This window comes from Pseudomonas yamanorum (assembly GCF_900105735.1).
Taxonomy (GTDB): Bacteria; Pseudomonadota; Gammaproteobacteria; order Pseudomonadales; family Pseudomonadaceae; genus Aquipseudomonas; species Aquipseudomonas yamanorum.
This window is the reverse complement of sequence record NZ_LT629793.1, coordinates 486,459-500,287: the sequence shown is the minus strand read 5'-3', so window position 1 is coordinate 500,287 and position 13,829 is coordinate 486,459. Positions and strand designations below refer to the sequence as shown.

The window sequence follows — 13,829 nt, the reverse complement described above, 5'->3', positions numbered from 1 at the left end:
ATCGGTTATGCTCGCCAGCATGCCGCAGCCCCCGAACAAAGAACATCCACCAAAACTGCCCAGCGGCTCACAGGAAATGTATGAACGCCCCGCAACTCCAATGGGAAACCCAGCGCGCCTTCCTCGCCGTGCTGCGCACCGGCAGCCTGTCGGGCGCAGCCCGTTTGCTGGGGATCGCCCAGGCCACCGCGCGGCGACGGATCGAGGCGCTGGAGCAGAGCGTCGGGGTCAGCCTGTTTATCCGCTCACCCGCCGGGCTATTGCCCACCGACACGGCCAAGGACCTGATCAGCCATGTTGAAGCGATGGCCGTTGCGGCCAACGCCTTTAACCGCGCAGCCTCGGCCGACACGGCGCTCGCCGGCGGCACGGTGCGGCTCACCAGCGGCAAGCTGCTGGGCGTTGAAGTGCTGCCGCCAATGTTGCGCAGCCTGCGCCGTGATCATCCGCAATTGGCCATCGAGCTGAGCGTATCCAATCGACTGCAGGCGCTTGCCCGGCAAGAGGCCGACGTCGCCGTACGCATCCGTCGCCCGGTCGAATCCACCGTGGTCGCGCGCAAGGTCGGCGACCTGCAAGTCGGGTTGTACGCCGCGCCAGAATTGCTGGCAGAGCAGGGCACGCCGGACACCGTTGCGCAATTGCACTGCTACCCGCTGATCGGGCCGGACCGCAACTTGCTGGAGATCGAATTTCTGGGTGAGCGCGGTTTCGACTGTTCGGCGCCCAGTACGGTGATTCGCACCGACGATCACCTCGCGCAGTTGGCCGCGTTGCGTGCGGGGCTGGGGATCGGCGTGTGTTCAGCCCAGGTGGCACAACGTCACGGGCTGGTGCGGGTGTTGCCCGCGCAGGTGGATTTCAAGGTTGACGTGTGGATCGCCATGCACCAGGACATGCGCAAGGTCCCGCGCATCGCCGTGGTGTTCGATGGGTTGGGCTCGGCCCTGACGGATTTCCTTCAGCCGCGATAACGCAGTGCGTCCACCAACAGCGCAAACGCGGGCGAGGTCTGGCGGCGGCTGGGGTAGTACAGGTGAAAGCCGGCAAACGGCGCACACCAGTCATCCAGTACCTGCACCAGTCGCCCGTCCGCCAGATAAGGCGCCACCAAGTCGGCAGGCACGTAACTCAAGCCCAAGCCGTCGACCGCTGCCTTGAGCAATGGGTACACGCCATTGAAGGTCACCTGGCCAGACACCCGCACATTCAGGCTTTCGTCGCCTTTCTTGAATTCCCACACATACAGACCGCCATTGGTGGGTAGGCGCAAGTTGTTGCAGGCGTGATCGGTCAAGTCCCGGGGCGTGCGGGGGATCGGGCGCTGGGCGAAGTAGGCCGGTGAGCCCACCACCAGCATGCGCATGTCGGGGCTGATGCGCGTGGCAATCATGCCCTGGGCCACGTCTTCCCCAAGCCGTACACCGGCGTCGAAACCATGGGCGGCGATGTCGACAAAGCCATAGTCGCAACATACCTCCACGGCGATGTCCGGGTACTGCGCCAGGAACGGTTTCAACACCGGCCACAGGATGAATTCCAGCGCGTGGTCCATGGCGTTGATGCGAATGGTGCCGGACGGCCGGTCGCGCAAATTACTCAGGCCTTCAAGCCCCACCTGGATTTCATCGAAGTGCGGCCCGACCGTATCGATCAAGTGCTGCCCCGCTTCGGTGGGTGACACGCTGCGGGTGGTGCGGGTCAGCAGGCGCAGCCCCAGGCGCGCCTCCAGGGCGCGGATGGTATGGCTCAGCGCCGATTGGGAAACCCCGAGTTTGGCCGCCGCCTTGGTAAAGCTGCGCTCACGGGCTACCGCCAGAAAGGCGAGCAGGTCATTGGCGTTTTCCCTGAGCATTGGTGAGTCATCCTCATAAGTATTTTCAGATTCTAGCGGCTAATTATCACAATTCGTAACTGTTAGATTGGATTCAGTCCCCTTACCCGGAGAATGACCATGCGCAGACGCACACTCGGTAACAGCCAACTTGAGGTCTCGGCCCTGGGGCTCGGTTGCATGGGCATGAGCTTTGGCTACGGCCCTGCGGCCGACAAACAGCAGATGATTGCCTTGCTGCGCAATGCGGTTGAACAAGGCGTGACCTTCTTCGATACCGCCGAAGTCTATGGCCCGTTCATCAATGAAGAACTGCTGGGCGAAGCCCTGTCACCGCTGCGTGAGCAGGTGGTGATCGCCACCAAGTTCGGATTTGCCCCGGACCCGTCCGGCAATGGCAAATGGTCCGGTCTCGACAGCCGCCCCGAACATATCCGCCAGGTAGCTGAAGCCTCTCTGGAACGCCTGAAGACCGATGTTATCGACCTGTTTTATCAGCACCGGGTTGATCCGAATGTGCCGATCGAAGAGGTGGCCGGTGCCGTGAAGGATTTGATTCAGGAGGGCAAGGTCAAGCACTTCGGCTTGTCGGAAGCCGGCGCCTCGACCATCCGCCGCGCCCATGCCGTTCAGCCGGTGACCGCTCTGCAAAGTGAGTACTCCCTGTGGTGGCGCAAGCCGGAGGCCGAGGTGCTGCCGCTGCTGGAGGAGCTGGGCATTGGCCTGGTGCCCTATAGCCCGTTGGGCAAAGGCTTCCTGACCGGCAAGTTCGACAGTCAGAGCACCTTTGACAGCTCGGATTTTCGCAGCAGTTTGCCCAGGTTCACGCCTGACGCTTTGCAGGCCAACCAGGCCCTGGTGGAGTTGCTGCGCCAGGTTGCCCAGCGAAAAAACGCCACGCCCTCGCAGATTGCACTGGCCTGGTTGCTGGCCCAGAAGCCCTGGATCGTACCGATTCCAGGCACCACCAAAACCTCGCGCCTGACGGAAAACCTGGGGGCGGTCGAAGTACAGCTCAGCGCGACGGAGCTCAGTGAACTGGACGTCGCCGCTGCCAACATCGCCGTGCATGGCGATCGCTACCCCGAAGCCCTGGAAAGGATGACCGGCCTATGAACACCAGCCTCGCCGCCACCGCGCTTTCATTGTCATTAATGGCACTCGATTCACCCGCACAGGAGACGCCCATGCTGACCATCACGCCCAACGGTTCCCAGCCCTCTGCAAAAGGCCCGGCGGATTATTTCACCGGCACGGTACGCGTCGATTCACCCTTCAAGGGCACCGACGCGGCACGCGTCACCGGGGCCTTCGTCACCTTTGAACCGGGCGCGCGTACCGCGTGGCACACCCATCCGCTGGGCCAGACGTTGATCGTGACCGCAGGCCTGGGCCAGGTTCAGGAATGGGGCCAACCGGTACGGGCAATCCGCCCCGGCGACACGGTCTGGATTGCGCCCGGGGTCAAGCATTGGCATGGCGCCACGGCCAACACCGCCATGACCCATATTGCGATTAACGAAATGCTCGATGGCAAGGTGGTGGACTGGATGGAGCAGGTCAGCGACGAACAGTACGCGGCGCAGTAATCCGCTTCAGCGCCGCAACTGCGGCTCGCCTTCAATACAACTCACCAAAAACTCCATCACCACTTTCACCGAAGGCGAGCGGCGCATATCCGGGTAAACCGTCAGCCAGATATCGCGAACCGGGCCTTCGGTGTTTGTTGCCAACCGCACCAATGCCCCGTCGTGATCCCCCACCAGCGTGGGCAACACCACTGCACCCACCTGGGCGCGGGCGGCCATTTGCTGGGTGATCAGGTCGCTGGCGGCGAAGGCAATCGTGCGGTTGCCGCGCACCTGATGCATCCACGCCTGTTGGGGCAGGTGGTCGCGGGTGGCGTCATAGGCAATGAATGCCCACTGTTCAGCAGGCAGTTGTTTGAGCTCGGGCGTGGCATAGAGGCCGAAGCGCACGGCGCCGACCTTTCTGCGTACCAGCGCTTCCTCATCGGGACGCACCGTGCGCAGGGCAATGTCGGCTTCGCCTTTGTCGAGGGCGGCGAGTGTTGTCGAGGACATCAACACGATATTCAGCTTGGGATACTGCGTCCTGAATCGTGCGACATGGGGCGCGATGCAGTGGATGGCAATCGACGGCGGACAACTGACCCGCACGGTGCCGGCCACCTCGATGGAGGCCACGCGGGACAGGCGCATCACGTCGGTGGCCATCTCGCCCATGCCTGCTGCCATCTTCGCCAATGCCAGGCCTTCCTCGGTCAACGGTCGGCTGCGGGGCAGGCGATCCACCAACTTTACGCCGAGGGCTTTTTCCAGGGCATCGACGCGGCGGCCAACGGTGGCGTGTTCCACCTGCAGCTCGCGGGCGGCAGCCGACAGCGACTGGGTGCGCGCCAGTACGGTGAAGAAATACAGATCCTGCCAGTCGAACATCGGGTTATTTCCGCACGGAGGGTGGGAGTTGTTGGGGAATTCTCGTACAGAGTCGCGCCTTTTACCATGGCGCATTCCCACCGCAAACGGAGTTGTCCCGCGATGAAAGCCCTCACCCTTGAAACCTATGGCGGCCCGGAGGTCGTTCAGCTGCGCCTTGATGTGCCCAAACCCCCAGTGACACCCGGCCACGTATTGATCAAGGTGGCCTGCGCCGGGATCAATTTCATGGATGTGCACACTCGCCAGGGCAAGTACGCCACGTCGGTCACCTATCCGGTACGGCTGCCGTGCATCCTGGGTATGGAAGGGGCCGGTGTGGTGGTTGCGGTGGGCGAGGGTGTGAGCCACCTGGCGCCGGGTGATCGGGTGGCCTGGTGCATTGCCTGGGGCGCGTTCGCTGAATACGCCAGCGTACCTGCCGAGCGAGTGGCGCAGATTCCCAATGCGATCGGCTTCGATCAGGCGGCTGCAGCGATGTTCCAGGGCTGCACCGCCCACTACCTGATTGAAGAGGTCGCACGGTTGCAGGCGGGCAACCGCTGCTTGATCCACGCGGCTTCCGGCAGTATCGGCCAGTTGCTGGTGCAAATGGCCCATCGACTCGGTGCCACGGTGTTCACCACCGGCAGCAGCGTCGAAAAGTGTGCGATTGCCCTTGAGCGTGGTGCCGATCACGCCTGGCTATACGATGGGTTTGCCGAGCGGGTGTTGGAGGCCACGCAGGGGCAGGGGGTGGATGTGGTGTTCGATTCGGTGGGCAAGGCCACCTTGCGCGAGAGTTTCAAGGCGTGCCGCACGCGCGGTTTGATCGTCAATTACGGCAACGTTTCCGGTTCGATCACTGATCTGGACCCGATGGAGTTGGGGGAAGCCGGTTCACTGTTCCTGACGCGCCCACGACTCAACGACCACATGGCCGACGGCCCGACTGTGCAACGGCGTGCCAATGCGGTGTTCGCGGCGATGCTCGAAGGTTCGCTGACAGTGGATATCGAAGGGCATTACGCGCTGGAAGACGTGCAGCAGGTGCACGCGCGGATTGAGGCAAGGCAGCAGATTGGCAAGGCGGTGGTGTGGCTGGACCGTGAACTCCAGTAATGGCGAGAGAGCTTGTGTGGCGCTTGTGAGGATCAGTTAATAGCAGGCGAAAAAAAGCCGGCTGATCAGGCCGGCTGGGGGTGAACCGCGAACGACAGGGGTTACGCGCGGTTTTCCATCAGGCGGTCTGCACCACCTTCAGCGACGCGGTTTTCTTGAAGACGATCAGCACCACCTTCAGCGACGCGACGTTCCAGCAGGCGATCAGAGCCACCTTCAGCAACGCGACGTTCCAGCAGGCGATCAGAACCCCCTTCAGCAACGCGACGTTCCAGCAGGCGATCAGAACCCCCTTCAGCAACGCGACGTTCCAGCAAACGGTCAGAACCCCCCTCAGCCACACGGCTGTCCATCAGGCGATCTGCGCCGCCTTCAGCGAGGGCAGGTTGGGTAAAGGCGCTTACAGCAAGTACCGAGAAAGCGAGGCTAAACAAGAGTTGGCGTTTCATGAGAGTGTGCTCCGGGATGTCATTGGTTGGTATGGATGCGATGTTACGCGGTGGATTTTTTTAGAGAACTTCATTGGGCTGATGGTGACTATCGACGCCAGCGATGGCCCGTTTTCGCGGACCATCGCGCCGACTATCACGGCATTTCAGGCAGTTCCTGAGGGCGCAGGTCGAACACCAGCACCTCGGCATTCTCGCCATGGCTCAGGTGAATCTCCCGCTCTTCGCGCACTCGGGCACCGTCGCCTTCGTGCAAGCGTTGGCCGTTGACTTCAACGCTGCCCCGCGCCACATGGATGTAGGCATAGCGTTCCGGAGCCAGTGGCAGGCTGGCGGTTTCAAAGCCGTTGAACAGCCCGGCATACACCCGCGCATCCTGGCGCACGCCGAGGGAGCCGTCGGTGCCTTCCGGCGAGATGATCAACTGCAACCGGCCGCGTTTCTGCGCCTCGGTGAAGTGCTCCTGCTGATAGCGCGGTTCGGCGCCCGCCACCGCCGGCACGATCCAGATTTGCAGGAAGTGCACGCCCTGGGTATGGCTGTGGTTGAACTCGCTGTGGGCCACGCCGCTGCCGGCGCTCATCAGTTGCACATCGCCGGGGCGAATCACCGAACCGGTGCCCAGGGTGTCCTTGTGTTCCAGGGCGCCTTCGAGCACATAGGAAAAAATCTCCATGTCGCGGTGCGGGTGTTGGCCGAAGCCCTTGCCGGCGGCAACTCGGTCATCGTTGATCACCAGCAGGTCGGAAAAACCCTGTTCTTTGGGATTCCAGTAGTTGGCAAACGAGAAGGTGTGGAACGACTTCAACCAACCGTGATTGGCGGCGCCGCGTTCCGAGGCTTTGCGAAGGGTCAGCATGGGGTGTTCTCCTCAAGGGAAGCTTGGCTGCGAGATGCAGGGCTTCGGTGTAAGGAGAAGATTACTGGTTAGCAGCAGGTTGATTAAGAAGCTGAAATCGGAATGACTGTCCTGTATGAGTTGACAGTAAGTGACGTGCCATAATGCTCGGATTCACCTCCTGAACGGGCAATTCCTGACAATGAAAACCGTGGCCATGGCGCTGTTTCCTGATTTCCTTCTGCTCGATATGGCCGGGCCGCTGGAGGTGTTCTCCATTGCCAATCGCTACCTTGAACCGCCAGCCCATTATCAGATCCTGACCATCGGTACCGAGCCCGGGCCACTGCGAGCCTCCAATGGCGTGGTGGTACACCCCGACCTGCAGCTGGACGAGGCCCTTGAGGCGTATGACTTGCTGTTGGTCCCCGGTGGCCCTGGCGCCTACAAAGAATGCCATCCCGCCCTGTTGCCCTGGCTCAAGGCCGCTGCGCCCCGCGCCCGACGATTCGGCTCCATCTGCACCGGCGCCTTTGTGCTGGGGTATGCGGGCTTGCTGGACGGCCAGCACGTGACCACCCACTGGCATTACACCGAACGGCTGATCAGGGCCTTTCCCAAGGCCATCGTTGAGACCGACCGTATCTACCTGCAGGACGGCCGGCTAATCACCTCGGGCGGCGTGACGGCGGGCATCGACCTGGCGCTGTCCATCGTGGCCCAGGACCACGGCAAGCAGGTGGCTGTCGACGTGGCCAAAGTGTTGTTGGTGGTCATGAAACGCCAGGGTGGCCAGGCCCAGTTCAGCCCGATGACCGCAGCGGTGGCCCCTCAGGAAACCGCGATTACCCGGGTGCAGACCCAGGTGCTGGAGCGACTGGACCAGGCCTTTACCATCGAGTCCATGGCGCAATTGGCGGGTATGAGCACACGGCACTTTGCGCGGGTGTTCGCCAAGGAAGTGCAGATGACCCCGATGGCGTTCCTGCAAGGTGCGCGCATCGATCGTGCCCGGCACTTGCTGGAAAGCACCGACCTGCCGCTCAAGACCGTAGCGTTTCACGCGGGGTTTGGCAGCGTGCGGCATATGCGGTCTCTGTTCAGTGAAAAACTCGGCTTGAACCCGACCCAATACCGCCAGCAATTCAGCTGATGTCCGTCCGGCGCACCTGAATGTCCGTGTGGATCCCCGTGCCAGCATTGTCCTGTCACCGGTAGCTGGCAAGATAGCGGTCAGTCCCATGGAAAAGGATGCGCAGGCGCCCAAGAACGGGTGTTTCAGCGCTTTGACGAGCATGAACAGTCTTCATACGATTGAACCGGAATGCGCAGTGCGCTTCGGACCCTTCACGTTCTACCCCCAGCAGCGCCTGGTGTGCGCAGAGGGCCGGCCGCTGCCGCTGGGCGGGCGTGCGCTGGACATTCTCGCGGTGCTAGTGGAGCAGGCGGGGCAGTTTGTCAGCAAGGCGGTCCTGATCGCACGGGTGTGGCCCAGCAGCGTGGTGGAGGAGAACAACCTGCGGGTGCACATCGCGGCCCTGCGCCGTGCCTTGGCCGATGGCGAGGGCCGGCGGTGCTACATCATCAACGTGCCGCAGCGCGGTTATTGTTTTGTCGCGACGCCACCCATGCAGGCAGAAGCTGCACAGCCCTTACCTGAACATAACCTGCCAGCACGCCTGGTGCCGGTGCTCGGCCTGGAGCCGCTGGCGCGCGCCCTTGCCCGGCGATTGCCGGGGCAAACGCTGATGACGCTCACCGGGGGCGCCGGCATCGGCAAAACCACCCTGGCGCTGTACCTGGCCGCACAGGTTCTGCCGCGCTATCGCGACGGCGTGTGGTTGGTGCCGCTGGCCGGGATCAGCCAGTTATCCGGCGTGCTCCGTCAGTTGGGCAAGGCGCTCGGGATTGAGGTTGAAGCGGGTGCTACGTTGCAAGGCGTTTGCCGGCAACTGGCGTCGCGGCAATTATTGTTGGTGCTTGATGGGTGCGAACAGGCGGTGGCGGCGTGTCGCAACCTGGTGTCCGCCCTGCAGGAAATGGCGCCCCGGGTGACGCTGTTGTTGAGCAGCCGCGAAGCGTTGCATATGCCCGGCGAATGGGTTCAGCGCGTGCCTGCGATGGCGGTGCCGTCGCTGTCGGCATTGGCTTCTGTCGAGCAAGCGCTGGCTTATCCCGCGGTGCAGCTTTTTGTCAGCCGGGCCCAGGCCTGCCAGCAGGGCTTTGACTTGCGCAGGCAAGACCTGGCACCCCTGCGGGATATCTGCCGGCGCCTCGACGGCATCCCGCTGGCCCTGGAGCTGGCAGCGGCCCAGGTCGATGCCCTGGGCATCAAGGGCTTGCAGGTACAGTTGGCGAACGGCTTGCTGGTGCTGACTCGCGGGCGGCGAACAGCGGTAGGGCGGCATCAATCCATGAACGCGGCGCTGGACTGGACCTACGATCGCTTGAGCCTGCCGGAGCGCTGGCTGTTCCTCCAGTTAGGCTTGTTCAAGATGGCGGTGACTTTGCCGAGACTGAGCGCGCTGATTGCCGGTACTGAACTGGAACACGCCGACTTGCCCTATCTGCTGGCACGGTTGGTGGACACGTCGCTGCTAACCGTCGAACCCGGTCCCGGCCCCCGGCGTTATCGCCTGCTCAATAGCGTACGTGCCTATGCGCTGGCCCGCCTGGGTGACGGGGCACAGGTGAGGTTGTTGCAGCAAGGCTACGGGCATTATCTTGGGCCGTTTTCAGGCCGGCACTTTGTGGTGCAGTTCGTCGAGCAGGCGGCGCACGCTCACTAGGTCCGGCGTGGAAAACCCTTCGGTAAAGCGCCCGTGGACGGTTTGCAACAGGTCGCGCGCGGCGGCGTGCCGGCCCTCGCGTTGCCATAGGCGGGCCAGTGACAGCGCGCTTCGCAGTTCCCAGGCCAAGGCGCCCTGCTGATGAGCCAGCCCCAGCGCTTCCAGCAACAGGCTTTCAGCCACCTGCGTCGGGGGCGGGTCGGCCCGGTGCAGCAGGGATTCGGCGCGCACCCGCAGGATTTCTGCGGTGCACCACCCCGCATCGCCGCGCCGGGCCCGTTCGAAGCAGGCCTCATCCATGTCCCTTGTGTGCAGGGTCACAACGATGTCCTTGATCAGGCCCAGGCCTTCGACGTTCTCTTCGTGTACCACGCCGTCCAGCGCCAGGGTGTAATGCCTGGCCCAGGTGTCGAACAGCAGCACCGAGTGCTTCTGCGCCTGCTGTGACAGCAGCTCCAGCATCGATCTCGCCGCTCGGTCGTCACCGTTGTAGTGAGCGATGACGACACCCGCGAGGGCCAGGGTGTAGCAGATCGAGGTGCCGTGATTGATTTGCAGCGCCAGCTCCAGCGCCTGGCGGGCGGTGCGCCAGGCGCGCTCCGGGAAACCCTGGAGCCAGAGGATGCGCGCCAGCACCGTCAGCGACGCCACGCTCTGGTCGTATTGCACGCCAAACCCATGGGTAAACCGATTGCGGTGGCCGCTCTGCGCCATGCGCTGCATCACCTGTTCAGCGTTGTGCCGTGCCAGGGCCTGGTTGCCGGCAAAATGTTGCGCCAGTACCCGCAGGCGCTGTGCGCTCAAACCCAGCAGCGGTGGGGCGTTGGGGTCCAGGTGATCGAAGTGCAGGCTTTGACGCAGGGCCTGCTGGTAGTTGCCGCTGCACAGGTTGACCGCCAGGTGGCCGGACACGGCCCTGAGCTGGCCGGCGACATCCTGGCTGATTTCTGCCAGTTGCCTGGCGCGCTCAAAGGCATCGATGGTCTGTGGGGTTGCGCCCTGGGTGTGATAGGAAAAACTGCCCAGGGCCAACTGCAGTTGCAGGTGCAAGTGCGCGCAGGGCGAGGTTGATTGCTGGAGCAGGGCCAGGGCCTTGCCCACATACAAACCGTGCTCGGTGAGCAGCGACAGCTCCTGCCACAGCGGCATCGCGCTGACCGTCAAGCGGATGGCCAGCAGCGGCGAGCCTGCCTGGCTCAAGCCCCAGTCGAGGGCGGCACGCACGTCTTCGCGGTAGGCGGCATAACGGTCGAGCCACTGTTGGGTGGACACGTGTTCCCAGTCGGCTTGCGCTTGATTCATCAGCGTCAGGCACCGGGCGGCGTGGCGCTCACGACTGGCCTCCAGCTCACAGGCGGCGCTGAGTTTCTCCAGGGCATAGGTACGGGTGATGTCCAGCAGTCGATAGGTTACCGCTTCATCGCCTACCTCAACGTTGAGCAGGGACTTGGCTACCAACTGCGTGATCGAACCCAGCACCTCGGTGGGCGCAATGTGTTCACCGCCGATCACTGCCGCCGCCGATTCCAGGGTGAAAACACCCCGGAACACCGCCAGGCGACGCAGGCAGACCTGCTCGCTGGCGGTCAGCAGATCGAAGCTCCACTCCAGGGTGGCGCGCAGGGTCTGGTGCCGGGGCAGGGCGCTGCGCCGGCCGCGGGTCAACAGGCGAAAGTTATCCTCCATCTGCACCAGCAAGCCCGGCAGGCCAAAGCGTTTGATTTGCGCCGCCACCAGCTCGATTGCCAGGGGAATGCCGTCCAGGCGTCGGCAGATGTCGATGGCCAGGGGCAGCTCGGCGTCACTCAGTTCAAAGCCGTCCCAGCGCGACAACGCCCGTTCCACCAGCAATTGCAGCGCGGGGTACGCCATCGCTTCGGCGCGGTCGCCCGTGGCCGGTGGGCACGCCAGAGGCTCCAGGCGTTGCACGAACTCGCCTTCGGCGCGCAGCGCTTCGCGGCTGGTGGTCAGGATGTGCAGCTGGGGGGCATTGCGCAGCAGGGTTTCGCTGATCAGCGCAATATCGTCGAGCAGGTGCTCGCAGTTGTCGATCACCAACAACATCTGGCGCTCGCGCAGCAGGCTGGCGAGGCCGCACAAGGGCTCGTGGCTCGGTAGCGTGAGTTCCAACAGGGCCGCCAGGTTGGGCAGGATCATCGAGGGTTGGTTCAGGGGGGCCAAGTCCAGCAGGCGGATGCCGTCGCGGTAACGGCCGATCAGCAGTTCGGCCACCCGCAAGGCGACGGTGGTCTTGCCGATACCGCCGGCCCCCGTGAGGGTGATGAAGCGGTGTTGAGGCAACTGCTGCACCAGGCTTTCGATCAGGGCCTGGCGTCCCAGCATTCGGGTGCGTCGCAGCGGCAGGTTGTGCCCTGGATGGGGCCCTAAGCTGTCGCCTTCCAACGCCGTGGGCTCGATGCTCAGGGGCGCAACAAAACTGTAGCCACGCTGGGCCACGGTGACGATATAGCGCTGTCCGGCCTGGCCATCGCCCAAGGCCTTGCGCAGGGCCGCCATGTGCACCCGCAGGTTGCCATCCTCCACCACGGTCCTGGGCCAGACCCGGGCGATCAACTCCTGCTTGCTCACCACCTGGCCGGCGTGCTCGAGCAAAATCAGCAGGATATCCACCGCCCGGCGGCCCAGGCGCAACGGTCGGCCACCCTCCAGCACCGCGCGCTGGCGCGGGTGGATCCGGTAGGGGCCGAAATGCATGGCCTGGTCGCTGGGGTTGCTCATGCGCGGTCTCTGGAACGAGGTCTGTGGTGCATATTCCAGAGGTTTGCGCTGGGGTGCAATCACCACTAGGCGGCGATCACGCGAAGTTGGTGGTTACGCCAGGTCATCGGGTTTACGCCTTCGCTGCGGCTGAATATGTGGCAGAAGTGCGCCTGGTCGCAAAATCCGCATTCCTGGCTGATTTGGGTCAGGCTCAAGGCGGAGTGGATGATCAGCTCCTTGGCCCGCTGGATGCGTTGTTGGCGAATCCATTCCTGGGGAGAGAGGCCGGTACTGCATTTAAACGCGCGGGAAAAATGGCTGCGGGACAGGGCGCAGGCCCGTGCCAGTTCGGCGACTTCCAGACTGTCCCCGAGGTTGGCCAGGATCAACTGCTTGACCATGCGTTCGCGGCGGGGGCACAGGCCGCCGGTGGCAGGGGCTCGGGGGTGCGGTGCAGGTGCGATTTGCTCAAGTCGGGCCATGACAGATTCCGTGGTCGATGGGAGCGTTTCCTGTTGATGAAAATCCAGTGTAGACCGCCGTATTCTTGGTGCCGGACCGTCTGGCTGGCGAGTTAATCGTTGTTAATTTCGCCAGGTGCCTGCGCAAAAAAGACAGCACAGGGATGCAATTGCAGCGGCCTTGAGCGTGGTTAGCTGACGGGGTGCTCACCTCCCGGGAAACCCTATGAATCGCAACGACTTGCGCCGCGTCGACATGAACCTGCTGGTGATTTTCGAGGCCCTGATGTTCGAAAAGAACCTGACCCGGGTTGCCGAAAAACTCTTCATGGGCCAGCCAGCGGTCAGTGCGGCCCTGGGCCGGTTGCGCGACCTGTTCGATGACCCGCTGCTGTTGCGCAATGGTCGCGGTATGGAACCCACGCCACGGGCCGTGGCGATCCTCAAGGAGTTGCAACCGGCCATGGACATCATTTCCGGCGCCGTGAGCCGCGCCAAGGATTTCGACCCTTCCACCAGTTGCGCGGTGTTTCGCATCGGGCTGTCGGATGACGCCGAGTTTGGATTATTCCCGCCGTTGCTCAGCCAACTGCGGGAAGAGGCGCCCGGGATCATCGTGGTGGTGCGGCGTGCGAACTACTTGTTGATGTCGGCGTTGTTGGCCAGTGGCGAGATTTCCGTGGGGGTCAGCTACACCACCGAGCTGCCAGCGAATGCCAAGCGCAAGAAGCTGCGGGATATTCCGTGCAAGGTCCTGCGGGGGGATGACCGGCCGGAGCCGTTGACCCTCGACGACTACTGTTCACGGCCCCATGCCATGGTTTCGTTTTCCGGTGACTTGAGCGGCAACATTGACTTGGACCTGGCGCGGGTTGGCCGGGCGCGGCGGGTGGTGTTGGCGGTGCCGCAATTCAGTGGGTTGCGGGACCTGTTGGCCGGCAGCGAAATGATTGCGACGGTGCCCGATTATGCCGCCTGCGCGTTGACCCAAGGCAGCGGGTTGCGGGCCGAGGACCCACCGTTCGCCATCGATGCGGCAGAGCTGTCGATGGTGTGGAGCGGGGTGCACGACAACGATCCGGCGGAGCGCTGGTTGCGATCGCGGATTGGCGAACACATGTCCCGGACGCTTTAACAGAGCACGTACATCCAATTTTTACGCTGCGCGACGCCCCAC

General features: G+C 63.2%; 13 protein-coding genes. 7 read left to right on the top strand and 6 right to left on the bottom strand.

Going from position 1 to position 13,829, the window contains the following annotated elements:
- The first annotated feature begins 80 nt into the window (after window positions 1-80).
- Window positions 81-974 (top strand): LysR family transcriptional regulator, encoded by an 894-nt coding sequence (locus tag BLU46_RS02400; RefSeq protein WP_063031058.1) that lies wholly within the window; start codon window positions 81-83, stop codon window positions 972-974.
- Here the strand turns inward: BLU46_RS02400 and BLU46_RS02395 are convergent.
- Window positions 962-1,855, bottom strand: coding sequence for a LysR family transcriptional regulator (locus BLU46_RS02395; RefSeq protein ID WP_063031056.1), 894 nt, complete (start codon window positions 1,853-1,855; stop codon window positions 962-964). The genes BLU46_RS02400 and BLU46_RS02395 overlap by 13 nt on opposite strands.
- 99 nt (window positions 1,856-1,954) lie before the next feature.
- Here BLU46_RS02395 and BLU46_RS02390 point away from each other — a divergent pair, with 99 nt between their 5' ends.
- Both BLU46_RS02390 and BLU46_RS02385 read left to right on the top strand, forming a co-directional pair.
- Window positions 1,955-2,950 carry an aldo/keto reductase gene (locus BLU46_RS02390; RefSeq protein ID WP_093198052.1) on the top strand — a complete coding sequence of 332 codons (996 nt, stop codon included), beginning with the start codon at window positions 1,955-1,957 and terminating at the stop codon, window positions 2,948-2,950.
- Between the two features lie 38 nt (window positions 2,951-2,988).
- Window positions 2,989-3,423, top strand: a complete 435-nt coding sequence (locus tag BLU46_RS02385) for a (R)-mandelonitrile lyase (RefSeq protein ID WP_081253257.1) — start codon at window positions 2,989-2,991, stop codon at window positions 3,421-3,423.
- 6 nt (window positions 3,424-3,429) lie between these two features.
- Here BLU46_RS02385 and BLU46_RS02380 read toward each other — a convergent pair whose 3' ends face one another.
- The gene (locus BLU46_RS02380; RefSeq protein WP_093198049.1) at window positions 3,430-4,293 is read right to left on the bottom strand and encodes a LysR family transcriptional regulator; all 864 of its coding nucleotides are present in this window, start codon (window positions 4,291-4,293) and stop codon (window positions 3,430-3,432) included.
- Window positions 4,294-4,395: 102 nt separating this feature from the next.
- On the opposite strand from BLU46_RS02380, the gene BLU46_RS02375 reads away from it, so the two are divergent.
- Complete coding sequence (locus tag BLU46_RS02375) at window positions 4,396-5,394, top strand: quinone oxidoreductase family protein (protein ID WP_093198043.1); 999 nt, start codon at window positions 4,396-4,398, stop codon at window positions 5,392-5,394.
- Between the two features lie 101 nt (window positions 5,395-5,495).
- Here BLU46_RS02375 and BLU46_RS02370 read toward each other — a convergent pair whose 3' ends face one another.
- Window positions 5,496-5,843 (bottom strand): hypothetical protein, encoded by a 348-nt coding sequence (locus BLU46_RS02370; RefSeq protein WP_093198040.1) that lies wholly within the window; start codon window positions 5,841-5,843, stop codon window positions 5,496-5,498.
- 136 nt (window positions 5,844-5,979) lie between these two features.
- Window positions 5,980-6,702 (bottom strand): pirin family protein, encoded by a 723-nt coding sequence (locus tag BLU46_RS02365; protein WP_093198035.1) that lies wholly within the window; start codon window positions 6,700-6,702, stop codon window positions 5,980-5,982.
- A 181-nt stretch (window positions 6,703-6,883) separates the two neighbouring features.
- Here BLU46_RS02365 and BLU46_RS02360 point away from each other — a divergent pair, with 181 nt between their 5' ends.
- Together BLU46_RS02360 and BLU46_RS02355 are read left to right on the top strand one after the other, a co-directional pair.
- Entirely contained in the window at window positions 6,884-7,834 is a 951-nt protein-coding gene (locus BLU46_RS02360) for a GlxA family transcriptional regulator (RefSeq protein ID WP_093198028.1), read from the top strand.
- 88 nt (window positions 7,835-7,922) lie between these two features.
- Complete coding sequence (locus BLU46_RS02355; RefSeq protein WP_093198025.1) at window positions 7,923-9,470, top strand: ATP-binding protein; 1,548 nt, start codon at window positions 7,923-7,925, stop codon at window positions 9,468-9,470.
- Here the strand turns inward: BLU46_RS02355 and BLU46_RS02350 are convergent.
- Both BLU46_RS02350 and BLU46_RS02345 read right to left on the bottom strand, forming a co-directional pair.
- Window positions 9,417-12,209 (bottom strand): ATP-binding protein, encoded by a 2,793-nt coding sequence (locus BLU46_RS02350; protein ID WP_093198020.1) that lies wholly within the window; start codon window positions 12,207-12,209, stop codon window positions 9,417-9,419. The genes BLU46_RS02355 and BLU46_RS02350 overlap by 54 nt on opposite strands.
- Window positions 12,210-12,274: 65 nt before the next feature.
- Window positions 12,275-12,673 carry a helix-turn-helix domain-containing protein gene (locus tag BLU46_RS02345; RefSeq protein WP_063031039.1) on the bottom strand — a complete coding sequence of 133 codons (399 nt, stop codon included), beginning with the start codon at window positions 12,671-12,673 and terminating at the stop codon, window positions 12,275-12,277.
- A 205-nt stretch (window positions 12,674-12,878) separates the two neighbouring features.
- Here BLU46_RS02345 and BLU46_RS02340 point away from each other — a divergent pair, with 205 nt between their 5' ends.
- A complete protein-coding gene (locus BLU46_RS02340; protein ID WP_017479054.1) occupies window positions 12,879-13,787 on the top strand; it encodes a LysR family transcriptional regulator in 909 nt (302 codons plus the stop codon).
- Window positions 13,788-13,829: the final 42 nt, after the last annotated feature.